General features: G+C 72.4%; 20 protein-coding genes and 1 pseudogene. 9 read left to right on the top strand and 12 right to left on the bottom strand.

Going from position 1 to position 21,882, the window contains the following annotated elements; all coding sequences use genetic code 11:
* Positions 1 to 47: 47 nt before the first annotated feature.
* The gene (locus JNO44_RS40720) at positions 48 to 224 is read right to left on the bottom strand and encodes a hypothetical protein (RefSeq protein ID WP_205368972.1); all 177 of its coding nucleotides are present in this window, start codon (positions 222 to 224) and stop codon (positions 48 to 50) included.
* A gap of 367 nt (positions 225 to 591) precedes the next feature.
* Between JNO44_RS40720 and JNO44_RS44200 the strand changes: the two are divergent.
* From JNO44_RS44200 to JNO44_RS40705, 4 genes and pseudogenes are all read left to right on the top strand, one after another.
* Positions 592 to 819 (top strand): annotated as a pseudogene (locus tag JNO44_RS44200) (chaplin); the annotation flags it as partial.
* Between the two features lie 36 nt (positions 820 to 855).
* The gene (locus JNO44_RS44690; protein ID WP_235096162.1) at positions 856 to 1,104 is read left to right on the top strand and encodes an LPXTG cell wall anchor domain-containing protein; all 249 of its coding nucleotides are present in this window, start codon (positions 856 to 858) and stop codon (positions 1,102 to 1,104) included.
* 367 nt (positions 1,105 to 1,471) lie between these two features.
* Positions 1,472 to 1,936 (top strand): MerR family transcriptional regulator, encoded by a 465-nt coding sequence (locus JNO44_RS40710; protein WP_205368970.1) that lies wholly within the window; start codon positions 1,472 to 1,474, stop codon positions 1,934 to 1,936.
* Between the two features lie 8 nt (positions 1,937 to 1,944).
* Entirely contained in the window at positions 1,945 to 2,988 is a 1,044-nt protein-coding gene (locus JNO44_RS40705) for an aldo/keto reductase (protein ID WP_205368969.1), read from the top strand.
* A 22-nt stretch (positions 2,989 to 3,010) separates the two neighbouring features.
* Here the strand turns inward: JNO44_RS40705 and JNO44_RS40700 are convergent, their stop codons facing one another.
* The gene (locus JNO44_RS40700; RefSeq protein WP_205368968.1) at positions 3,011 to 3,640 is read right to left on the bottom strand and encodes a class I SAM-dependent methyltransferase; all 630 of its coding nucleotides are present in this window, start codon (positions 3,638 to 3,640) and stop codon (positions 3,011 to 3,013) included.
* A 76-nt stretch (positions 3,641 to 3,716) separates the two neighbouring features.
* Positions 3,717 to 4,706: a GlxA family transcriptional regulator gene (locus JNO44_RS40695; protein ID WP_205368967.1), complete on the bottom strand. Its 990-nt coding sequence runs from the start codon at positions 4,704 to 4,706 to the stop codon at positions 3,717 to 3,719.
* A gap of 201 nt (positions 4,707 to 4,907) precedes the next feature.
* On the opposite strand from JNO44_RS40695, the gene JNO44_RS40690 reads away from it, so the two are divergent.
* A complete protein-coding gene (locus JNO44_RS40690; RefSeq protein ID WP_205368966.1) occupies positions 4,908 to 5,498 on the top strand; it encodes an isochorismatase family protein in 591 nt (196 codons plus the stop codon).
* 139 nt (positions 5,499 to 5,637) lie between these two features.
* On the opposite strand, the gene JNO44_RS40685 is transcribed toward JNO44_RS40690, so the two are convergent.
* Entirely contained in the window at positions 5,638 to 6,888 is a 1,251-nt protein-coding gene (locus JNO44_RS40685) for a PP2C family protein-serine/threonine phosphatase (protein ID WP_205368965.1), read from the bottom strand.
* Between the two features lie 190 nt (positions 6,889 to 7,078).
* Here JNO44_RS40685 and argJ point away from each other — a divergent pair, with 190 nt between their 5' ends.
* Positions 7,079 to 8,233: a bifunctional glutamate N-acetyltransferase/amino-acid acetyltransferase ArgJ gene (argJ, locus tag JNO44_RS40680; RefSeq protein ID WP_235094951.1), complete on the top strand. Its 1,155-nt coding sequence runs from the start codon at positions 7,079 to 7,081 to the stop codon at positions 8,231 to 8,233.
* A 303-nt stretch (positions 8,234 to 8,536) separates the two neighbouring features.
* Complete coding sequence (locus JNO44_RS40675; protein WP_235094952.1) at positions 8,537 to 9,331, top strand: SDR family NAD(P)-dependent oxidoreductase; 795 nt, start codon at positions 8,537 to 8,539, stop codon at positions 9,329 to 9,331.
* Positions 9,332 to 9,400: 69 nt separating this feature from the next.
* Here JNO44_RS40675 and JNO44_RS40670 read toward each other — a convergent pair whose 3' ends face one another.
* From JNO44_RS40670 to JNO44_RS40660, 3 genes are all read right to left on the bottom strand, one after another.
* Positions 9,401 to 10,120 carry a DUF305 domain-containing protein gene (locus tag JNO44_RS40670; protein WP_205368963.1) on the bottom strand — a complete coding sequence of 240 codons (720 nt, stop codon included), beginning with the start codon at positions 10,118 to 10,120 and terminating at the stop codon, positions 9,401 to 9,403.
* Positions 10,121 to 10,208: 88 nt separating this feature from the next.
* A complete protein-coding gene (locus JNO44_RS40665) occupies positions 10,209 to 10,676 on the bottom strand; it encodes a DUF6153 family protein (RefSeq protein ID WP_205368962.1) in 468 nt (155 codons plus the stop codon).
* A gap of 208 nt (positions 10,677 to 10,884) precedes the next feature.
* Positions 10,885 to 13,164 carry a heavy metal translocating P-type ATPase gene (locus tag JNO44_RS40660; RefSeq protein WP_205368961.1) on the bottom strand — a complete coding sequence of 760 codons (2,280 nt, stop codon included), beginning with the start codon at positions 13,162 to 13,164 and terminating at the stop codon, positions 10,885 to 10,887.
* Positions 13,165 to 13,713: 549 nt separating this feature from the next.
* On the opposite strand from JNO44_RS40660, the gene nicT reads away from it, so the two are divergent.
* Positions 13,714 to 14,790, top strand: coding sequence for a Nickel transporter NicT (gene nicT / locus JNO44_RS40655; protein ID WP_205371386.1), 1,077 nt, complete (start codon positions 13,714 to 13,716; stop codon positions 14,788 to 14,790).
* Positions 14,791 to 14,842: 52 nt separating this feature from the next.
* Here the strand turns inward: nicT and JNO44_RS40650 are convergent, their stop codons facing one another.
* The 3 genes from JNO44_RS40650 to JNO44_RS40640 are packed head-to-tail and all read right to left on the bottom strand — an operon-like array spanning position 14,843 to position 19,507.
* Positions 14,843 to 16,414 carry a GMC family oxidoreductase gene (locus tag JNO44_RS40650; protein WP_205368960.1) on the bottom strand — a complete coding sequence of 524 codons (1,572 nt, stop codon included), beginning with the start codon at positions 16,412 to 16,414 and terminating at the stop codon, positions 14,843 to 14,845.
* Between the two features lie 46 nt (positions 16,415 to 16,460).
* Positions 16,461 to 18,041 (bottom strand): APC family permease, encoded by a 1,581-nt coding sequence (locus JNO44_RS40645; RefSeq protein WP_205368959.1) that lies wholly within the window; start codon positions 18,039 to 18,041, stop codon positions 16,461 to 16,463.
* Positions 18,038 to 19,507 (bottom strand): aldehyde dehydrogenase family protein, encoded by a 1,470-nt coding sequence (locus JNO44_RS40640; protein ID WP_205368958.1) that lies wholly within the window; start codon positions 19,505 to 19,507, stop codon positions 18,038 to 18,040. The genes JNO44_RS40645 and JNO44_RS40640 overlap by 4 nt, the downstream gene beginning before the upstream one ends.
* 214 nt (positions 19,508 to 19,721) lie before the next feature.
* Between JNO44_RS40640 and JNO44_RS40635 the strand changes: the two genes are divergently transcribed.
* Positions 19,722 to 20,156 (top strand): DUF6314 family protein, encoded by a 435-nt coding sequence (locus JNO44_RS40635; protein ID WP_205368957.1) that lies wholly within the window; start codon positions 19,722 to 19,724, stop codon positions 20,154 to 20,156.
* A gap of 24 nt (positions 20,157 to 20,180) precedes the next feature.
* Here JNO44_RS40635 and JNO44_RS40630 read toward each other — a convergent pair whose 3' ends face one another.
* Positions 20,181 to 21,092: a class I SAM-dependent methyltransferase gene (locus JNO44_RS40630; RefSeq protein WP_420882726.1), complete on the bottom strand. Its 912-nt coding sequence runs from the start codon at positions 21,090 to 21,092 to the stop codon at positions 20,181 to 20,183.
* Positions 21,093 to 21,101: 9 nt separating this feature from the next.
* Positions 21,102 to 21,845, bottom strand: a complete 744-nt coding sequence (locus JNO44_RS40625) for an ATP-binding cassette domain-containing protein (protein ID WP_205368956.1) — start codon at positions 21,843 to 21,845, stop codon at positions 21,102 to 21,104.
* Between the last annotated feature and the right edge of the window lie 37 nt (positions 21,846 to 21,882).

Genomic DNA, 21,882 nt, shown 5'->3' with positions numbered 1-21,882 from the left:
GGAGTCGGTGGTGCGCGAGTGCCAGGGTGGCCTGTGCCAACTGCACGTCAGCAGTACGGAACGAAGTAGGAGCAGTCATGCGCCGTGCCCTTGTCAGCCTTCTGGGAGCCGTGGCTCTCACCGGGGTCCTCTCGGTACCCGCCCACGCCGGCGGCCTCGGTGCGGGCGGCCGCGGGATCATCGGTGACCCGCTGAAGGTCGCCAGCGATATCGGGCCTCTGCATCTCGGCCGGTTGCCTTTGCTCGGCCACTGAGCAACCCCTTACCGATCAGGGCGCTCCGAGGTCACCTGCGGGTTCCGTGTGAACGGGTGGCATGCCGCACTCGGGGCGCCCTTCTGTATGCCTTTTTGTAGATTAGAAATACGAATATGAAGGCATTGTCGGGGTGTTATTTTCCTGGAATTTGCCGGGACTCGGCGTCATGAGAAAAGCATCGGCATACAAGCATAATTAGCACCTCTCTCCCGGAGTGAGTATGCACATCAAGCTGAAAGAGTGATCGAAATGGCGCATTCGGAGCTTTCTGCGTCCGGCGTCGTTGTGTGTTGTGCGGTCCGCGGATGTGGCCGCGCTGTCAAGGAGGAGTCACGTGATCAAAAAGGTCATTGCCGCATCGGTTGCCACTGGCGGCCTGCTGCTCGCAGGGGCCGGGGCGTCGGTCGCCGACGCCGGAGCCGGGGGATCCGCCACCGGGTCCCCTGGTGTCCTGTCCGGCAACCAGGTCCAGGTGCCCGTTCACATCCCGGTCAACGCATGCGGCAACACCGTGGACGTGGTCGGGGCGCTCAACCCCGCCTTCGGCAACGACTGCGTCAACGGTGAGAAGGGGCATGCGCGGCCGCACCACCGCAGAATGAAGGAGAAGGAGCACCACAAGCCGCAGGTGCGTCACGAACGCCCGGCTGCACCGCACGTGCATGTGCCGGCCGCTCCGGCGCCGGCCCCCGCTCCCGAGCACCGGGTCCACCGCCACATTCCCGTTCGCCCCCAGCTGGCTAAGACCGGTGAGGCAGAGACCGGCCTGGCGATCGCGAGCAGCGCCGTGCTGCTGATGGGTGGCACCCTGCTCTACCGCCGGGGCCGCCGCGCCGCTCGTATCTGAACGAGAACAGCGGTTATCTCTCAAGCCGCGGCGGTGGAGGATCGGTGCGGAGCGCAGTGTTCGGCGAGGTGACGTCGAGTTCTTCGGTCACCTGGATCGTCGGGATGCGCTCGGCGCGGATGTGGACATCGTCGCGGCGTGGGTCGCAGGTGGTCTGACGTGGCAGTTCGCCGTCGGCGACGGTGAACTGCCGACGTGGGGCGCTCGGATGGTGCCGTCCTGCGAGAGGGGTTTCCTGCCCGTGGGCACGGGGGCGTGGGGCAGTTGCCGCGGGGAGTCAGCCGGTACACGTCGGTCGACGGGTGCCGGCTCCGTCGTGTGGCGGGCGCTTGCTTCGAGTGCACTCGAGCGTTCTAGCGTGACGGGCATGACGGCGATCGACACCACTCCCGTGAAGTCCCCGGACGTGGACCGCAGTGCGTCCGCGGGGCCGGTCCGGCCGCGTTCCGGCGGCCGGGGCCGCTACGCGATCAGCGAGGTCGCGGCGCTCACCGGGCTCAGCGCCCACACCCTGCGTTGGTACGAGCAGATCGGGCTGATGCCGGAGGTGGAGCGGTCGCACGCCGGGCAGCGCCGGTTCGGCGAGCACGACCTTGAATGGCTGGCCTGTCTGGGCAAGCTGCGGCTCACCGGGATGCCGATCGCCGTCATGGTCCGCTTCGCGGAGCTGGTCCGTCGGGGCGAGGAGACCTTCGACGAACGCCGGGAGATTCTGGAGCGGACCCGGCACGAGGTCCTCGCGCGCATCGCGGAGCTGCAGGGCACCCTCGACGTGCTCGAAACAAAGATCGATTTTTATGCGGGCGCCCGTCGGGCGTCGGAAGGGGCCTGAGCGCCATCATGGGCAACGCCATACAGCAGATCAGCAAGGTCGAGTTGGGCGCCGGTGGCCCGCTCGTGGGTGTCCAGGGCTTCGGTGCGATGGGCATCAGCGCCGCCTACGGCGAGACGGACGACGCGGCGGCCCGCGAGACCCTGGAGGCCACCGTCGAGGCGGGCGTCACCCTCATCGACACCGCCGACATGTACGGGGTCGGCGCGAACGAGGAGTTCCTCGCGCCGTTCGTCGCCGCGCACCGCGACGAGATCACGCTGGCGACCAAGTTCGGCATCGAATACCGCGCCGACGACCCGAGCTACCGGGCCATCCGCAACGACCCGGCGTACATCAAGCAGGCCGTCGAGGCGAGCCTGCGTCGCCTGGACGTCGATGTCATCGACCTGTACTACATGCACCGCCGTCACCCCGACGTCCCGCTCGCCGAGTCCGTCGGAGCCATGGCCCAACTGGTGCGGGAGGGCAAGGTCAAGCACCTGGGACTGAGCGAGGTCACCGGGGCCGAGCTGCGCGAGGCGCACGCCGTGCACCCGATCACCGCCGTGCAGACGGAGTGGTCAGTCTTCAGCCGGGACGTCGAGCACAGCGTGGTGGGCGCCGCCGCCGAGCTCGGTGTCGCGTTCGTGCCGTACTCGCCGCTCGGTCGGGGCTTCCTGACCGGCTCGTTCGCCGACGCGGGCAAGGAACTCTCCGGCAGCGACTTCCGGCAGTTGCTGCCGCGCTACTCCGGCGACAACGCCAAGGCGAACGTCGCCCTCCTGGAGCCCCTGCACAAGATCGCGGCCGAGCGTGGCGCCACCACGGCGCAGATCGCGCTGGCCTGGGTGCAGCAGCGGGCCCAGGTGCACGGCCTGACCGTCGTCCCGATCCCCGGGACCCGCAAGCGCAGCCGTCTCCTGGAGAACGCCGCGGCCACCCGCATCGTCCTGGCCGCCGACGAACTGGCGCTGCTGGAGCCGCTCGCCGGCCGGGTCGCGGGCGAACGCTACGCCGACATGTCGCTCACCTCCGCGGCCCGGGAGGCCAAGGGCCCGTCGTCCGGGTGAGCCCGGGGCGCGGCCGTGCTCGTCAGGAGTCCTTGCGGAAGACGAGCAGGTAGCGCCAGAACAGCAGTCTGCGGATGTGGCATCCGGGCAGCAGTGCGGCGGCCTGCTGGCGGATCTCGGGCAGGAGCATGGTCGGTTGCCTCACCGGGGGTGTGGGCCGGGCCCGGTGCGCCGCCGCGGCAGGGCGGAGCCGGTCCCCGGTGGCGACGGCGAGTCGGGCGACGGCGTTGGTGGGGGCCGCCGCCAGGCCCCACGTCCAGTCGCGCCAGCCCCGCTCCGCGTAGCACCCCAGGACCGCCAACACCCCGCCCGGGGCGAGGGCGTCGCGCAGCGCGGCCACCGTGTCGAAGGGCATGTGGTGCAGGCTCGCCAGGCACGAGACGAAGTCGTAGTGCCCGTGGGGGAGTTCGATGTCGGTGGCGGATGCCCGGCGGAAGCGGGGGGCGTGGGCGCCGCCCGACCGCTCCGCGTGGGCGCGGGCCTGTGCGATGACCTCCGGGGCGGGGTCGATCGCGTCGACCTCGATGCCCCGGGTGGCCAGGCGCTGCGCGAACCGGCCGGTGCCACAGCCGACGTCCAGGGCCGCGGTGCAGCTCCGCGGCACCTGGCGCAGCAGTAGGCGGTGGTAGTGGTCGTTGTGGTCGAAGGGCATGGCGTGAGCCTGCCACAGGCCGGTCGTCGGGCGGCCGGGTTCGTTGTCCTGGCCCGCCAGGGATTACGGGACACCCTTAGGTCGAGCGCCGGAAGCGATTGCGGTATTCCGTCGGTGTCGTGTCGAGCGTGCGGCGGAACGCCCGGATGAGGGTGTCCGTCGTGTGGAAGCCGCAGGCGGTCGCGACGCGTTCGAGGGTGTCGTCGGTGGATTCGAGCCGGTTCCGTGCGGCTTCGACGCGGGCCGATTCGAGGTAGGCCGCCGGGGTCGTGCCGAGTTCGGTCTTGAAGATGCGGGTGAGCTGCCGTTCGCTGACGTGGGCGTGCTCGGCGAGGTCGGCGACGGTGAGGCGGTCGGCGAGGTGGCGGGTGACGTGGTGGCGCAGCTCGTCCATCCGCCGGGTGGTCGAGGCGGGCTCGATCGGGACGCTGAACTGGCTCTGACCGCTGGGTCGTTTCAGGTACATCACCAGCTGCCTGGCGATGCGCAGCGCGACGGCCTCGCCGAAGTCCTCGGCGACGAGGGCGAGCGAGAGGTCCAGGCAGGCGGTGATGCCCGCGCCGGTCCACACGTCGTGGTCGCGGATGAAGATCGGGTCGGCGTCGACCTCGACCGAGGGGTGTTCGGCGGCGAGTTGCTGCGCGGTCGACCAGTGGGTGGTGGCGCGCTTGCCGTCCAGCAGGCCGGCGGCGGCGAGCAGATGCGCTCCCACGCAGACGGAGGCGATGCGCCGGGCCCGGCCGGCGAGGGTCTGCACCCACCGGACCACCGTGGGGTCGGTGAGGGCGCGCACCCGGCGCTGGTCGTCGACTTCGACCGAGCCGGGGACCATCAGGGTGTCGATGGCCCTCGTGGCGGCTTCCCGGAAGGTGAGGTCGGGGAGGACGCGCACCCCGGCGGAGGTGGTGACCGGGTCCAAGGTCTCGGCGGCCAGTACGACGTGGTAGCCCGTCGCGTCGTCCGTCTCCCGCCGCAGCAGGGCGAAGACCTCCGGGGGGCCGGTGACGTCCAGCAGGTCGACGCCGTCGAAGAGGAGGACGACGATGAACCGTTCGACGCTGCTCAAGGGGGCTCCGTCCGGTCGGCAGCGGTGGTGTGGCGTGGCGAGGCGAGGCCGCGGACGGGACCGGTGGGGCCGGCGCCGGGCGTGTCTGTATCTGCAAGTTACATGACATTGCCGCCATGTCGGCCGGATCGTAGCGTGGGGTGTGCCAGCGCGCGATGGCTCCAACTCTCCGATTCCCAGCCCAAGAAGGTGTGCACGACGATGCCGACGAAGACCCTGCGGGACGTCAACGGCCTGGACCAGAAGCCGGCGTCGCTGGCCGACGCGACGCTGATCCTGGTCGACTACCAGAACACCTACACCCGCGGCGTGATGGAGCTGTCGGGATGGCAGGACGCCCTCGACAACGCCGCCGCGCTGCTGGCCCGCGCCAGGACGGCGGGGGCCAAGGTCGTCCACGTCATGCACGACGGCGGCGCGGGCAGCCCGTACGACATCCGGGACGACATCGGCCGGATCCACCCCCTGGTGGCGCCCGTCGAGGGCGAGCCGGTCGTGGTGAAGACCGCGCCCAACGCGTTCGTCGACACCGACCTGGGCGACCGCGTCGATGCCGCCGGGAACAAGGACGTCATCGTCATCGGGTTCATGACCCACATGTGCGTGACCTTCACGGCGGAGGGCGCGTTCCTGCGCGGCAACCGGCCCACCGTCGTCGCCGACGCCTGCGCGACCCGGCCGCTGGCGACGGCGGTCGCCGAGGTCTCCGCCGAGCAGCTCCAGCACAGCGCGCTCGCGACGATCGGTGACCTCTACGGCGTCGTGGTCCCGTCCGGTTCGTCGCTGAGCTGAGCGGGGGCCGGGCCGCAGGCCCGCCGCCACGGGGAGCGTCCCGCAGTCGTCCGCGTGTGAGGGGACGGCGGGCGCGGGACGCTTTCCGCGGCGGTGTTGCGCACACCGGGTGGCAGGTTCGGCGCCGGACGGGGCCCGGTCACAGGCGGACGACGACGAGTGCGACGTCGTCGCGGGCGCCGCCGGCCACGCCGAGCCGGGCGAGCAGGGCGTCGGCCAGGCGCTGGGGGCTGAGGTGGCCCATGGTGGTCAGCGCCTCGGTGAGCCGGTCGAGGCCGGAGCCGATGTCCTCGTCCCGGCGTTCGATGAGGCCGTCGGTGTACAGCACGAGGGTGTCGCCGGTGCCGTAGGCGGTGCCGGCCTGCGGGCGGGGCACGTGTTCGGGGCGTGCGCCGAGTGGCGGGTCGGTGGCCTGGTCCAGCAGCCGGCAGCTCCCCTGGGCGCTGAGCAGCACGGGCGGGGGGTGGCCTGCGCTGGAGTAGACGATCAGCTTCGAGCGGGTGTCGATCAAGGCGGTCACCACGGTGGTCGCCAGGGCACCCTCCACGGAACGGGCGTACAGCCCCAGCACCTCCAGCGCCTGCGCCGGCCCGGAGACCGCCCGGCTCGCCGCGGACAGCGCGCTGCGCAGCATGCCCATGATGGTGGCGGCCTCCAGACCGTGGCCGACCACGTCGCCGACCGCGACCGAGAAGCGGCCGTCGGCCAGGTCGACGGTGTCGTACCAGTCGCCGCACACGTTCAGCGAGCCGACCGCCGGCAGATAGCGCACCGCGACGTCCTCGTGCCGGGCCAGGTCCGGAGAGTGCAGCATCGCCTCCTGCAGCGTGACGGCGACCTGTCGCTCCCGGGCGTGCGCGGCCCGCAGTTCGTCGTTCAGGCGCTGGAGTTCACGGGCCCGTACGTACAGTTCGGCCTCCATGCTCTGGGCCCGCTCGGAGTGCGCGCGCTCGGCCCACCGGCCGCTGCTGGGGATGCCGCGCGTGCGGAGGAAGTCGGTGACGTCCTCGACCCGGTGGATGAGGTAGGCCACCTGCCCGTCCGGTCCGTGGACCGGTGTGTTGACCGGGGACCACCAGCGTTCCTCGAACGTCCCGGGCCGCGCGGTGACCGGGATGTCGTACCGCTGCACCACCATGGTGTCCGGTTCGCCGGTCTGAAGGACCCGCTCCAGGGAGGCGCGCAGATTGCGTACGCCGTCGGCCATCCGGTCCATCGGGTTGTCCGGGAAGGCGACGAACAGGTGCTGCCCCACCAACTCCTCGCGGCGCCGGCCGGTGGCCCGGCAGTACGCGTCGTTGACGTCGACGACCACCAGGTCCGTGCCCAGCACCAGGTACGGGCTCGGCGTCGCGGCGAACAGCGCCCGGTAGTCGAGTTCCGGCCTCACGCCCCTGCTCCTCGGTGGGGAGTCCCCACAGCGTCCACGCTACGCACCGCGGGTCGGCCGTGCGCGCCCGGCGGCACCGGGAGAACCGGGAGAACCGGGAGAACGCTGCCCGGGTGCTGGACAGACCGGGGAGCCGCCTGCAAAGGTATGTTGCGTGACGCATAATCATTCTTCCAGTGATGGCGGCCCCGTGTGGCCGACGGGGTTCCACGGCTATACCGGGCACGGCGGGCTGCGCGAGCAGGGCGACGACATATCGATCGTGGTGTCGGACCGGCCGGCGGTGAGCGCCGCGATGTTCACCAAGAGCCTCTTCGCCGGGCCCGCGGTGCTCCTCAGTCGCGCCCATGCAGCCGAGCAGCGGCTGCGCGCCGTGGTCACCCTGGCGCAGAACGCCAATGTGGCCACCGGTCGACAGGGCGCGGAGAACGCCGCCGAGGTGGTCGCCCGGGTCGCCGGGCTCGTCGGGATCCCGGCGGACGAGGTGCTCATCGGGTCCACCGGCGTCATCGGGCGCCCGCTGCCGATGGACGCCATCCGGGGGCACTTCGACCACGCGGCGCCGCACGGCACCGACGTGTTCACCGCGGCGCCGCTGGACGTGGCGCGGGCCATGATGACCACCGACACCCGCCCCAAGACCGCGGTCCGCACGGTCGGTGACGCCCGGATCGTCGGCATCGCCAAGGGTGTTGGCATGCTGGAGCCGGACATGGCCACGATGCTGGCCTACGTCGTCACCGATGCCGCGATCGCGGCGGCGGACCTGGACCGCGCGCTGCGGACGGCTGTGGACCGGACGTTCAACTGCCTGAGCGTGGACACCGACACCTCCACCTCCGACACCGTGGCGGTGCTCGCCAACGGCGCGGCCGGCCCGGTCGATCCGACGGAGTTCGCCACGGCCCTCGCCGACCTGTGCCTGGACCTCACTCGGCAGCTCGCGAGTGACGGGGAGGGGGCCACCAAGCTCCTGCGGGTCACCGTGGCCGGGGCGCGCGACGCCGCGCAGGCCAGGCGCGTCGCCAAGAGCATCGTCAACTCCCCCCTGGTCAAATCGGCCGTGCACGGCGCGGATCCCAACTGGGGGCGGGTCCTGATGGCCATCGGCAAGAACACCGAGGACCGCGACATCGTGCCCGGCCGTGTCACGGTCGCGTTCGGCGACACCGAGGTCTACCCGGCCGAGCCGACCCCGGACGTGCTCGGGAAGCTCACCGACGCCATGCGGCGCAGCGAGGTGGACATCGCCGTCACCCTCGGCATCGGGGACGGCGAGGCCACCGTGTTCGGCTGCGACCTGTCCGCCGGCTACGTCCGGATCAACGCGGACTACACGACATGACCCGGTCGCGCCGTGGCCGCCATCGGCCCGTACCGAGGGCGGGGTGCGTCAACTCGACGTCCTGACCGCCTCGTTGCGGTTACCAGGGGGGCTCTGGACGACCGTGGATTCCGGCGGCCGGGGGGCTCGGGCGTCGAGCGGGTGCCGGACGGGGCCGTCCCCGCCCGGCCCGCCGGCGCCTCCGGCCCCGCCGGGGTGGCGGCCGGCATCATGGTTATGTACCGATCGGTCCAAAGTCATGGTAGCGTGCGGTTCGTATTTCGTATCGATCGGTCCAAAACACGGATGGCGCGTGATGACGTGATGAGCAGCAGGGAGCGGGGCGTCGGCATGACTGTGGACGGGACGGCGAACGGGACGCTGGCGGGCAAGGTCGCCCTGGTGACCGGTGGTTCGCGGGGGATCGGGGCGGCGATCGCCCGGGCGCTGGCCGCCGAAGGGGCCGCGGTGGCGATCGGTTTCACGGCGTCCGGGGAGCGGGCCGACGCGGTGGTGGCGGAGCTGGTGAAGACCGGTGTCCGGGCGGCGGCCTACCGCGCCGACCAGGGGGACCGGCAGCAGGTCACCGACCTGGTGGCCGCCGTGGTGGCCGACTTCGGGCGGCTGGACGTCCTGGTGAACAACGCGGGGGTGTCGGTCAACGGCGCGGTGGACGACGCCGAGGGCGATCCCGCGGTGTTCGACCGGCAGTTGGCGGTCAACGTCGGGGGCGTCGCCTCGGCCGTCCGCGCCGCCGCCGGCGTCCTGGGGGAGGGCGGACGGATCATCACCGTCGGTTCGAGCCTGGCGAGCCGTGCCGGGTTCCCGGGCGTGGCCGACTACGCGGCGACCAAGGCCGCGATCGTCGGCTACAGCAAGGGCGCGGCCCGGGACCTGGCGCCGCGGGGCATCACGGTCAACGTCGTCCAGCCCGGCAGCGTGGCCACCGACATGAACCCGCCGGAGGGGGACTTCGCGGACGCCCAGCGCGCGGCCAATCCCATGGGCCGGTTCGGGCGGCCGGAGGAGATCGCGGCGGGCGTGGTCTTCCTCGCGAGCCCGGGGGCGTCGTTCGTCACCGGCGCCGTCCTGGACATCGACGGCGGATATCTGGCCTGAGCGGCGGGCGGTGCGCGGCGGTCGCCGCGGCCCGTGGGGGACGGGCCGCGGCGACCGCGACGGCGGGCATCAGAGCCGGTCGAGGAGCTTCTTCATCTGGGCGACCTCGGCGGACTGGCCGCGGACGACGTCATCGGCGAGCTTCTTGGCCGTGGCGTTGCGCCCGTTCTGCTGCTCGTCCTCGGCCATGTCGATCGCGCCCTTGTGGTGCTCGATCATCATCGACGCGAACTTCCGGTCGAAGTCCCGGCCCTTGGCGGCCTTGAGCTCCTTCATGTCCTTCTCGGACATCATTCCGGACATGCCGGAGCCGTGCCCCATGGAGCCGTGGTCCATCGAGCCCGAGCCGTGGTCCATGCCGGGCATGCTGCCGGCGGACTCGGGCTTGCCCCATGCCTTGAGCCAGGACCGCATCCGCTGGATCTCGGGGTCCTGGGCCTGCTCGACCGCCGCCACCAGCTTCTTGATCTCCGGGTCGGCGGCGCGGCCGTCGGCGAGCCGGGCCATCTCCAGGGCCTGCTGGTGGTGCGGGATCATCATCTGCGCGAACATCACGTCCGTGTCGCCGACCGGGCCCGGTGCGGGGTTTGCGCCGGTGGTGCCGGCCGTGGCCGACGGCGTGCCGCCGTGGTCCGCTGCGTTCTTGTGATTCCCCTCGGTGGTGCCGCCGCAGGCGGCGAGGAGCAGGGCCGCCGCGGCGGCGAGGCCGGTGAGGGCGAGGCGGCGGGCGCCCGGGCGGGCGGTCCGGCGGGCGGGCGGAAGCGGGGTGTTGCGCTGCTGCGCGGTCATGTCGATACCTCGTGCTGTCTGTTCGGTGGATGTCTCGGGCGAACGCGGGATGTGCGGGCAGCGTGCAGTGCCCGCGGTGGCGTTCGGCCTAGATCCGCAGTACCGACAGGTGGGCGAGGTCCGGAGGGCGCGGTGGGGGGTTGGGACGCAGCGCGGCCAGGGTGCGGGCGCGCAGCGGGACCGGCCGGTCGGCCCGACGGCGCAGCGCCACGTACAACAGGCCGGCCAGCGCCCAGCTCCCGAGGACGGCCAGGCACAGGGACGTCATGTCCATTCCCTTGCCGGGCGGGTGGGAGCGCGAGGTGTCGCCGTGGTGCGCGGTGGCGTGCTCGGGGGACGCGGCCGGCCCGGCCGTCGTGGCCATGCCGTGGTCCGGGGCCGGGTGGGCGCGGGTGGCGGCCGCGTGCGCGGCGGTCCCCGTGCGTGCCTGTGAGGCGTCGGCATGGCCGGTGGGATGGCCCAGCGTGTGCATCGCGAAGACGCCCAGCGCGAGCACGGCGACCAGCAGCAGGTGCCCCCAGGCACCGGCCGCCCGCATCCGCCGGCTCGTTCGCATCCGCTCGACCTCCCGCACCCGAGGGTAGGGCAGGGAGCGGCCGGTGCGCCGCGCACCCCCTGCCGGCCTCTCGCGGGCCACCGCGCGCCGACACCCCCATACCGTCGGGCGGTACGGGGGGCGTCGGCGGCGCGTGCGGTGTGCCGGCCGGCCCGGCCGGGCGGGGGCCCTCAGGCCCGTACGAGGCGGCGCAGGGATCGTCCGGGCATCACTTGTCCGCTGCCTGGAATCCGCGCAGCCGCAGGCTGTTGCCGACGACGAAGACCGAGGAGAAGGCCATCGCCGCACCCGCGATCATCGGGTTGAGCAGTCCGCCGGCGGCCAGCGGCAGGGCCGCGACGTTGTAGGCGAAGGCCCAGAAGAGATTGGACTTGATGGTGCCCAGGGTGCGGCGGGAGAGCCGGATGGCGTCCGCCGCGGCGCGGAGGTCACCGCGGACGAGGGTGAGGTCGCCGGCCTCGATGGCGGCGTCGGTGCCGGTGCCCATCGCCAGCCCGAGATCCGCCTGGGCCAGTGCCGCCGCGTCGTTGACGCCGTCGCCGACCATCGCCACCGACCTGCCCTCCTTCTGGAGGCGCTGGACCACCGCGACCTTGTCCTGCGGCAGCACCTCGGCGATCACCTGGTCGGGGTCGATGCCGACCTCGGCCGCCACCGTCCGGGCCACCGCGGCGTTGTCACCGGTCAGCAGCACCGGTGTCAGCCCGAGGGCGCGCAGCCGGCGGACCGCCTCCGGGCTGGTCTCCTTGACGGCGTCGGCCACCTCCAGGACCGCGCGCGCCGCGCCGTCCCAGGCCACCGCGATCGCGGTCCGCCCGGCCTCCTCGGCCGCCGCCTTGGCCCGCGCCAGCTCGTCGGGGAGGGTGATCGCCCACTCGGCGAGCAGCTGCTCCCGGCCGACCAGCACGGCGTGTCCCTCGACGACGCCCTGCACGCCCAGTCCCGCGATGTTGGCGAAGTCCTCCGGTGTCGGCAGGGTGCCCACCTCGGCGCCGGCGCCGGCCGCGACGGCCTGCGCGATCGGGTGCTCCGAGGCGTGCTCCAACGCGCCCGCCAGCCGCAGTGCTTCGGCCTTGTCGGTGCCCGGCGCGGTGTGCGTGGCCAGCAGGGTCATCCGGCCGGTGGTGACGGTGCCGGTCTTGTCCAGGACGATGGTGTCGACGGCGCGGGTGGTCTCCAGGACCTCCGGCCCCTTGATGAGGATGCCGAGCTGGGCGCCGCGGCCGGTGCCGACCATCAGCGCGGTCGGCGTCGCCAGGCCCAGCGCGCACGGGCAGGCGATGATCAGCACCGCGACCGCGGCGGTGAACGCGGCGACCGCGCCGTGGCCGGTGCCGAGCCAGAAGCCGAGGGTGGCCAGGGCCAGCGCGATGACGATCGGGACGAAGACGGCGGAGATCCGGTCGGCGAGCCGCTGGGCCGCCGCCTTGCCGTTCTGGGCGTCCTCCACCAGCCTGGCCATCCGCGCCAGTTGGGTGTCCGCGCCGACCCGGGCGGCCTCGACGACCAGCCGGCCGCCGACGTTGAGGGTGGCGCCGGTGACGGTGTCGCCGGCCGAGACCTCCACCGGCACCGATTCCCCGGTGAGCATGGCGGCGTCCACGGCGGACGCGCCGTCCACCACGGTGCCGTCCGTCGCGATCTTCTCGCCCGGCCGGACCAGGAAGCGGTCGCCGACGTGCAACTGCCCGATCGGGATGGTCTGTTCGTGCCCGTCGCGCAGCACGGTGACGTCCTTGGCGCCCAGCTCCATCAGCGCCTTGAGGGCCGCACCGGCCTTCCGCTTGGCGCGCGCCTCGAAGTACCGTCCGGCGAGGATGAAGGCGGTCACGGCGGCGGCCGTCTCCAGGTAGATGTTGCCCGCGCCGTCGGAGCGGGCGACGGTCAGCTCGAACGGGTGGGTCATGCCGGGCGTGCCGGCGGTGCCGAAGAACAGCGCCCACAGCGACCAGAGGAACGCGGCCAGGGTGCCGGCCGAGATCAGGGTGTCCATGGTGGCCGCGCCGTGCCGGGCGTTGGTCCACGCGGCGCGGTGGAACGGCCAGGCGGCGTAGGTGACGACCGGTGCGGTCAGGGTCAGCGACAGCCACTGCCAGTACGCGAACTGCAGCGTCGGCACCATGGCCAGGGCGATCACCGGAACGGCCAGCGCCACCGCGGTGATCAGCCGCTGCCGCAGCGGGCGGAGCGGGTCCTCCGCCGCGCCGCCGCCGTCGCCCGCGCCGTCCGCGGCGGCGGTCTCCCCGGTGGTCGCGGCCGGCGCCGGCTCCTGCGCGGTGTAGCCGGTGGCCTCCACCGTGGCGATCAGGTCCTGGACCGAGACGTCGTCCTGGAAGGCGACCTTCGCCTTCTCGGTGGCGTAGTTGACGGTGGCCTCGACGCCGTCCATGCGGTTGAGCTTCTTCTCGATCCGGGCGGCGCAGGAGGCGCAGGTCATGCCGCCGATGGCGAGCTCGACCTCGGTGGCGCCGGGGCTGGTGGTGGTCATGTCTGTCTGCTCCTCGCAGCTCACGGAACGGGGGGGTACGGGGCGCCGGGCGGGCGGTCGGGGACGGTCGTCCGCCGGCGCCGGAGTGGGGGCCGACGGCTGTGGCCCCCACCTCCCGTCATACCCTAGGGGGGTATCTATGGCGTGGCTTCATGTATACCCCCCACCCGTATCCATCGCAAGGGTTTCCGGCAGCTTGACTCGATACCCCTGGGGGGTATGGTGCGGGGCGGGTTGATCGGCCGCACCACCGGCGGTACTCGCCACCGGCGGCCCGCGAGGAGGGGTTGCGCTCGGTCGGGCGCCCGCCGCGCCCGCCGGCCCAGGGGCCTGTGCCTGTCCGTGGTCCTGACCCGTGTGTACGAGATCAGTCGTGGGCTTTACTGCACATTGGTTGCAAGTAAAACCGGCCCGCAGGAATGTAAGGAGGGCGCCCCGGTAGAGGCCGGGGTGGAACGGAAGAAAGCAGTGTCACCCATGCCTACGCCCCCCTCCCCGACCCTGGTCGGTCAGGCCCCGCCGTCGCGCCGGCAGCGGATCGCGCGGTCGATGACCCGCGCCGAGTGGGGGCGGATGGCCGGTATGGCCGGGTTCATTCTCGCGCTGCACGTGATCGGCTGGTTCACCCTGGTGGCGATCGTGGCCCCGGAGCACTACAGCCTCGGCACCAAGAGCTTCGGCATCGGCATCGGGGTCACCGCCTACACCCTCGGCATGCGGCACGCCTTCGACGCCGACCACATCGCCGCCATCGACAACACCACCCGCAAGCTGATGCACGAGGGGCAGCGACCGCTCTCGGTCGGCTTCTGGTTCTCGCTGGGGCACTCCAGCATCGTCTTCGGGCTGGCGTTCCTGCTGTCCCTCGGCGTCAAGGCGCTCGCCGGGCCGGTCAAGGACGACAACTCCCAGCTGCACACGGTGACCGGCATGATCGGCACCACCGTCTCCGGCGTCTTCCTCTACGTCATCGCCGCGATCAACATCGTGATCCTGGTCGGGATCTGGGGCGTCTTCCGGCGGATGCGGGCCGGCGACTTCGACGAGGCCGCGCTGGAGGAGCAGCTCAACAACCGCGGCCTGATGAACCGGCTGCTCGGCCGCGTCATGAAGTCGATCACCAAGCCCTGGCAGATGTACCCGCTCGGCCTGCTCTTCGGCCTCGGCTTCGACACCGCCACCGAGATCGCGCTGCTGGTGCTGGCCGGCTCCGGCGCCGCCTCCGGGCTGCCGTGGTACGCCATCCTCTGCCTGCCGGTGCTGTTCGCGGCCGGCATGAGCCTGCTGGACACCATCGACGGCTCGTTCATGAACTTCGCCTACGGCTGGGCGTTCTCCAAGCCGGTCCGCAAGGTCTACTACAACCTCACCATCACCGGTCTGTCGGTCGCCGTCGCCCTGATCATCGGGACGGTGGAACTGCTCGGCCTGCTCGCCGACAAGCTCGGCCTGCACGGCGGGTTCTGGGACTGGATCGGCGGACTGGACCTCAACCTCCTCGGCTTCGCCATCGTCGGGCTGTTCTTCCTCACCTGGATCGTGGCCCTCGCCATCTGGAAGTTCGGCCGCATCGAGGAGAAGTGGACGGCCCACGTGCGCCCGGCGGAGGAACGGGCCGCCGACTGAGCGCGGCGCGCCGACCGGGGCGAGGGCAGCCAAGTCCCGACGGCCCCGAAGGTCACTCGCCCCGGATCAGGTCCGCGCACCTCTCGCCGATCATCATGGTGGTGATGCACGGGTTGACCGCGGTGAGGAACGGCATCGCCGAGCCGTCCGCCACCCGCAGACCGGTCGTGCCCTTCACCCGCAGCTGCGGGTCGAGCGGCGCGGCCAGGTCGTCGGCGGCGCCCATCGCGACCGTGCACGCCGGGTGGTAGACGGTGTTGTGGGTGGCGCGGATGTAGTCCAGCAGTTCGTCGTCGGTGGTGACGTCCGGGCCGGGGGCGAGCTCCGCACCCGCCCACTGGGCCATCGGGGCCTGGGCGACGATGTCGCGGGCGAGCCGGAGCCCGTAGGTCATCACCCGGACGTCGTGCTCGTGGGTGAAGTAGCGCGGGTCCACCTGGGGCTTGTCGCGGAAGTCGCGGGTGCGCAGCCGGACCGTGCCCTGCGAGCGGGCACGGGTGACGTTCGGGGTGAGGCAGAAGGCGTTCTCGGACGTCGGATAGCCGCGGCGGTAGGTGTTCATGTCGAACGGCACCTGGCCGTAGTGGAACATCAGGTCCGGCCGGTCCAGGCCCGGCTCGGTGTCGTAGAAGATGCCGATCTCCCACCACTGCGTCGAGGTGTCCACCATCGGCTGCCGGGCGTCCCACATGATGACGCCCTCGGGGTGGTCCTGGAGGTTGGCACCGACGCCCGGCGCGTCCACCAGCGGCGTGATGCCGGTGGCGCGCAGGTGGTCGGCCGGGCCGATGCCGGAGAGCATCAGCAGCTTGGGGGAGTCGATGGCCCCGCACGAGACGATCACCTCGCGGCGGGCGGCGACCGTGCGGGTGTGGATCAGGTCGGGGGAGAGGTAGTCCACGCCGGTACACCGCCGGTCGCCGTCGAAGCGAAGCCGCTTGGCCTGCACCCCGGTGCGCACGTCGAGGTTCCGGCGGCGGCCCATGACGGGGTGCAGATAGGAGACCGAGGCGGAGGAACGGGTGCCGTCCGGGCGGCAGTTGATCTGGAACCAGTTCGCCCCGCGGACCACGGTCGTGCCGGTGTTGAACGGGGTGGTCGGGATGCCCGCCGCGGCGCACGCCTGAAGCAGCGCGGCCCCGCACGGGTCCTTGGGCGGAACGGTGCGTAGCACCACCGGCCCGGACCGGCCGTGGTTCTCGCCGGGCGCGTCATTGGTCTCCAGGCGCTGGAAGAGCGGGAAGCAGTCGGCCGCGCCCCAGCCCGTACAGCCCAGCGCGGCCCACTCGTCGAGGTCCTCGGCCGGCGCCCAGAAGGCGATGCAGGAGTTGTGCGAGGAGCAGCCGCCGAGCACCTTGGCGCGGGCGTGCCGCATGAAGCTGTTGCCGTTCTCCTGCGGTTCGACCGGATAGTCCCAGTCGTAGCCGGACTGCAGCAGGCCCATCCAGCGGTCCAGCCGCAGGATGTTCTCGTCGTCGACGTCGGAGGGGCCGGCCTCCAGCACGCAGACGGTGACGGACGGGTCCTCGCTGAGCCGGGCGGCCACCACCGCGCCGGCCGTGCCGCCGCCGACCACGACGTAGTCGAACGAGTCGGTCTGCTCCACGTGCGGTGCGTCGGACATGGCGCTGTCTCCAGGTCGGGAGGGGCGGACGGGGGACGGGGCGGGATCAGGGTGCGGGCGCGGTGTCGCCGGAGTCCGCGCCCTCGGCGGCGTGCGAGGCCAGCACGCCGGTGCGGTGCCGTTGGACGAACCAGTAGTAGGCGAAGCCGCCGAGCGCCACGACGCCGATGAACAGGAAGGCGCCCCAGCGCAGATACCAGTGCTGCGGGCCGGTGGCGTTGTAGACCGCGGCGCGCGGCCAGGCGAGGTTGACGGACATCGCCAGTCCCCAGAGCACCGCCAGGACGTTGACCGGCAGGCCGAACCGGCCCAGCGAGAAGGCGCCCTCGCGCGCGGTCCACCTGCCGCGCAGCCGCTGCACCAGCATCGGCAGCGTCACCATCAGATACGCCAGATAGATCATGATGATCGCGATGCTGGTGATCACCGAGAAGATCTGCGGCTGATTGACGTTGATCAGCAGGATCGCGACGCCGATCACCCCGATCACCACCGCGGGCACCACCGGCGTCTGGAACCGCGGGCTGACCCGGGCCAGCCGCGCCGACGCCGGGAGGTTGTTGTCCCGGGCCATCGCGTACGCCAGCCGGATGGCGGCGGTGTGCACCGCCAGTTCGCAGACGGTGATCGCGACGACCACGCACCACAGGACGATCTGCCCGACCGTCGATCCGAGGGTCGCCAGCACGACGTACTGGAGGCCGTCCACCGACAGCCGCTCGTCGTGCAGGTCGGGGACGGCCAGCAGCGCGAACAGCAGGATCAGCCCACCGATGACGAACGAGGCGATCAGCGCGCGCAGGATCGCCCGGGGGGCGTTGCGGGTCGGGTCCTTGGACTCCTCGCCCAGCGAGGAGGCGGTGTCGAAGCCGTACATGACGTACGCGGAGGCGAGCGAGGCGGTCAGGAACGCACCGAAGTACCCCAGGGTCTCGCCGTGGCCCTTGCCGAAGGTGTCGGTGAGCGCGGTCGCCGGGCCGCGGGTGACGTGCGCGGCCAACAGCAGGATCAGCACGATCGCGGCGATCAGCTCGATGGCCACGCCGGCCGAGTTGATCCGCGCCATCAGCTTCACACCGAAGGCGTTGACCAGGGTGGTGAAGGCGATCAGGACGGTGCCCAGGAGGACCGCGTTGGCCGCCGCGTCGGTCTTTCCGGTGCCGTTGCCGACGAACTGGAACCACGACGAGATCTGCGGCAGCGTCACCTGGTAGGCCAGCGCCACCGCGGCCAGCGAGACCATCGACGCGGTGAGCATCATCCAGCCGCCGAGCCACCCCGCGTGCGGACCGCCCAGCTGCTTCGCCCAGTTGTAGATCGACCCGGCCACCGGGTAGCGGCAGGCCAGCTCGCAGAAGCACAGCGCCACCATCAGCTGGCCGACGAAGACCATCGGCCAGGACCACCAGTACGCCGGGCCGCCGTGGCTCACGCCGAAGTAGAACAGCTGGAAGGTGCCGGTGAGGATGGAGATGTAGCTGATGCCGGCGGCGAAGGTGTGGAAGTTGCCGAGGGTGCGCTTGAGTTCGGGCTTGTAGCCGAGCTCGGCCAGCGCCCCGTCCTCGTGCCCGCCGTCGTCGGCGGACCCCTCGGCGGAGCCGGGGGGAACGGAACCGGAACCGGTCACTCGAACCACCTCTGCGGGCGCGGCGCGGTGTTCCGCCAGATGTGCTTGGCCTCCTGGTACTCCGCCAGCCCGGCCGGCCCCAGCTCCCGGCCGATCCCGGACTGCTTCATCCCGCCCCACTCGGCCTGCGGCACGTACGGATGGAAGTCGTTGATCCACACGGTGCCGGCCCGCAGCCGGGACGCCACCCGGTGCGCGCGCTCGCTGTCCTGCGTCCACACCGCCCCGGCCAGCCCGTACACCGTGTCGTTGGCCAGCGACACCGCCTCCTCCTCGTCGCGGAACCGCTCCACGGTCAGCACCGGCCCGAACGACTCGTCGCGCACCACCGACATGTCCGGGGTGCACTCGTCCAGCACCGTCGGCAGGTAGTAGAAGCCGTCCGCCAGCTCCGGGTCGTCCGGTGGCGCGCCCCCGCAGCGCAGCACCGCGCCCTCGTCCAGCCCGGCCGCCACATACGCCGCGACCTTCGCCCGGTGCGCCGCGGAGATCAGCGGACCGGTGCGGGCCCGCTCGTCGAACGGGCCGCCGAGCGGGATCCGCCGGGCGCGGGTCACCAGTTCGTCCACGAACCGGTCATGCAGATCCTCCTGGACCAGCAGCCGGGCGCCCGCCGAGCAGACCTGCCCGGAGTGCAGGAAGACCGCCGTCATGGCGTAGTCGACGGCGGCGTCGAAGTCGGCATCGGCGAAGACGATGTTGGGGTTCTTGCCGCCCAGTTCGAGGGCGATCTTCTTCACCGTGGGCGCCGCCGCCGCCATGATGCGGCGTCCGGTGACCAGACCGCCGGTGAACGACACCATGTCCACCCGCGGATCCTCGGTCAGCGGCGCCCCGACGAGGGGACCGGTGCCCAGCACCATGTTGGCCGCCCCGTCCGGTACCCCGGCCTCCGCCAGCAGCCGCATCAGGTGGATCGCGGTGTGCGGGGTCAGCTCGCTCGGCTTCAGCACGAAGGTGTTCCCGGCGGCCAGGGCCGGCGCGACCTTCCAGGCGGTCTGCAGCAGCGGGTAGTTCCACGGCGTGATCAGCGCGCAGACCCCGACCGGCTCGTGCCGCACCGTGCTGTCGGCCTCGGCGATCCCGGTGTCCACCACCCGGTCGGTGCCGCCGGCCGCCCCCAGGTTGCCGAAGTAGCGGAAGCAGCCCGCGATGTCGTCCATGTCGTAGCCGCTCTCCACCAGTCGCTTGCCGGTGTCCAGCGACTCGGCCCGGGCCAGCGCCTCCCGGTCCCGCTCCAGCAGCTCGGCGACCCGCAGCACCACCCGACCGCGCTCGGCGGCCGGGGTGCGCGGCCACGCCCCGTCGTCGAACGCCAGCCGGGCCGCGGTGATCGCCGCCGCCACGTCCTTCGGTCCGCCCTCATCGACCGTCGCGACGAGTGTGCCGTCCGCCGGGCAGCGGATCTCCCGCACCTGCCCGTCGGCCGCTGCGGTCCACTGACCGCCGATGAACAGCTCAGGCATGGGTGGGCCTTTCGGTCTCGTCTCCGGGTGGGTGCCGGCGGCGGGCACACACGGGACGGGCACCCGGCCGCGATGTTCTCTTTCGGTGGTGATCTCCGCACCGAGCGTAATTCCGCTGTCGGGGGACCGCACGGTACGGGGCGCCGGGCCGGGCCGGCGGGGCGCGCGGTGGGGCCGATCGGGTGACCGACCGGTGCTGCCCGACAATGGGGGCATGTACCTGGTCACCGACGCCGCCGCCTACCTCACCGGCCGTTGGCTCGTCGAGCGCGCCGTGCACGACCTGCGGGCCGGCATCGACGGCAGCTTCCGCGGCACCGCGGACTTCCGGCCGGACGGCCCCGACGGGGCGCTCCGCCACGCCGAGGAGGGCGAGCTGACCTGGGACGGCGTGGTGCACCCGGCGACCCGCACGCTGCGGCTGCGCCCCCGGTCCGACGGCACCGCCGCGGTCTCCTTCGCCGACGGCCGCCCGTTCCACGACCTGGATCTGCGGACCGGCCGCTGGACCGCCGTCCACCCCTGTGCCGCGGACCGCTACGAGGGCACGTTCACCGCCGTCGCCGAGGACCGCTGGCACCTGCAGTGGCGGGTCACCGGCCCGGCCAAGGACCAACTGCTGCGCTCGGTCTACCGGCGCGCTGACTGAGAGGACGGAGCGAGCCGCAGTCGGCTACGGCAGCTCCGGCTTCACCGCCCGCACCGCGTACAGCAGCGGAATGATCGGCTCGGAGTCGGGCAGCCGCCACCAGCCGTTGGTGTCCGGCACCATCGACGGGAAGCGCGGCCACGGCAGCACCTCGCTCTCCCGGACGCCCCGCAGGGTCAGCCCGGCCCCGATCAGCGCGTCGAGCACCTCCCCGACGCCGTGCCGCCACTCGTAACTCGTGGTGGCGCCCTGGAGCGGCGGGCCGTCGGTGTACGTGGTGGGGGTGTCGCTGCGCAGCGGGCCCCGGCCGGCCAGGTAGTCGTGGCGGAGCAGCAGCGGCGGGGTGTCCGGGTCGGTGGGCGGCGTCGGGCCCAGCGCGTTCAGCAGCGGGTGGAACTCCACCAGGTAGAACGTTCCGCCCGGCCGCAGCAGGGCGGCGACCGTCCCCGCCCACGCGGCGAGGTCCGGCAGGTAGCACACTGCGCCCTTGCCGGTGTAGACCACATCGAACCGGCGGTCGCCGAGCGCCTCGACCGCCCGGTACACGTCCGACCGCACGAACTCCATTTCCCGGCCGGTCTCCGCGGCCAGCCGCCGGGCCTGCGCCACCGCCTCGGCGGAGAAGTCCAGCCCCACCGCCCGTGCGCCCCGGTCCGCGAACGCGGCCGTCTCGGTGCCCAGATGGCACTGCAGATGCAGCACATCGCGGCCTGCCAGCTCGCCGAGGTCGGACCATTCGAACGGCGCGAACCAGTCCTCGGCGCTCCGCGACCCGTCCAGTCCGTAGAACGCGCTGGCCACATGGACCGGGGTGCGGGCGTCCCAGTTGGCCTCGTTGGCGCGCACCATCTCCTCGGTACCGGGCGGCTCCGACCGGCCGCCGGCGGGCGGACCGAGCGGCGCCCGGCCTGTGGACTCGCTCTGCTCTGTGGTCATGCCCCTCTTCTACCGGCCCGCCCCGCGCGGACACCAGGACGCCGCCCCGCCCCGACCAGAACCGGCCACCCGGCCCGCGGCGACCACCCGGCCCCCGGCGAGCACCAACCGCCGGGCCGTGCGCCCCGCCAGGGCCTCGTCGTCCGTGGCGACGACGCAGGTGAGCCGGTACTCGCCCCACACCCGCACCAGCAGCTCGGTGAACTCCGCCCGGGCGGACGGCGGCAGGCCCGCGGTCGGCCGTTCCGCGAGCAGTACGGTGGGCCGCTTCACCAGCGCCCGGGCGAGCGCCGCCCGCCGGCGCGCGTACCGGTCCAGCTGCCCCGGCAGCAGGTCGCCCCGGGCGGACAGCCCGACCTCGGCCAGCGCGTCCCCGGCCAACTCCCAGCGATCGGCCGGCCGCAGCCGCAGCGGGGCCAGCGCGGCGGCCACGCCCTGCCGCACGGTCAGCCCCGCGAGTGGCCCGGGATCGTCACCGTCGCCCGAACCGATCAGACCGATCGACTCGGCGCGGATCCGGCCGAGCCGGGAGGCGGTGACGGTGGCCAGATCCGTACCGTCGAGCAGTACGCTGCCCCGGGTCGGCCGCTCCAGTCCGCCGAGGATCCGCAGCAGCGTCGAGGCACCCGCGCCGCGCGGCCCCTGGACGGCGAGCGCGGTGCCGTCCGCCACGGAGAACGCGACGCCGTCCAGGGCCCGCACCAGCTCACCGCCGCGGCGGTAGTCCTTCGTCACGCCGGTCAGGTGGTACACGGTGCCCTCTCCTCCGGCCGACGGATCGCGGCCTCGG

Source organism: Streptomyces noursei (assembly GCF_016917755.1).
GTDB classification, from domain to species: Bacteria; Actinomycetota; Actinomycetes; order Streptomycetales; family Streptomycetaceae; genus Streptomyces; species Streptomyces yunnanensis.
This window is presented reverse-complemented; position numbering and strand designations above follow the sequence as displayed.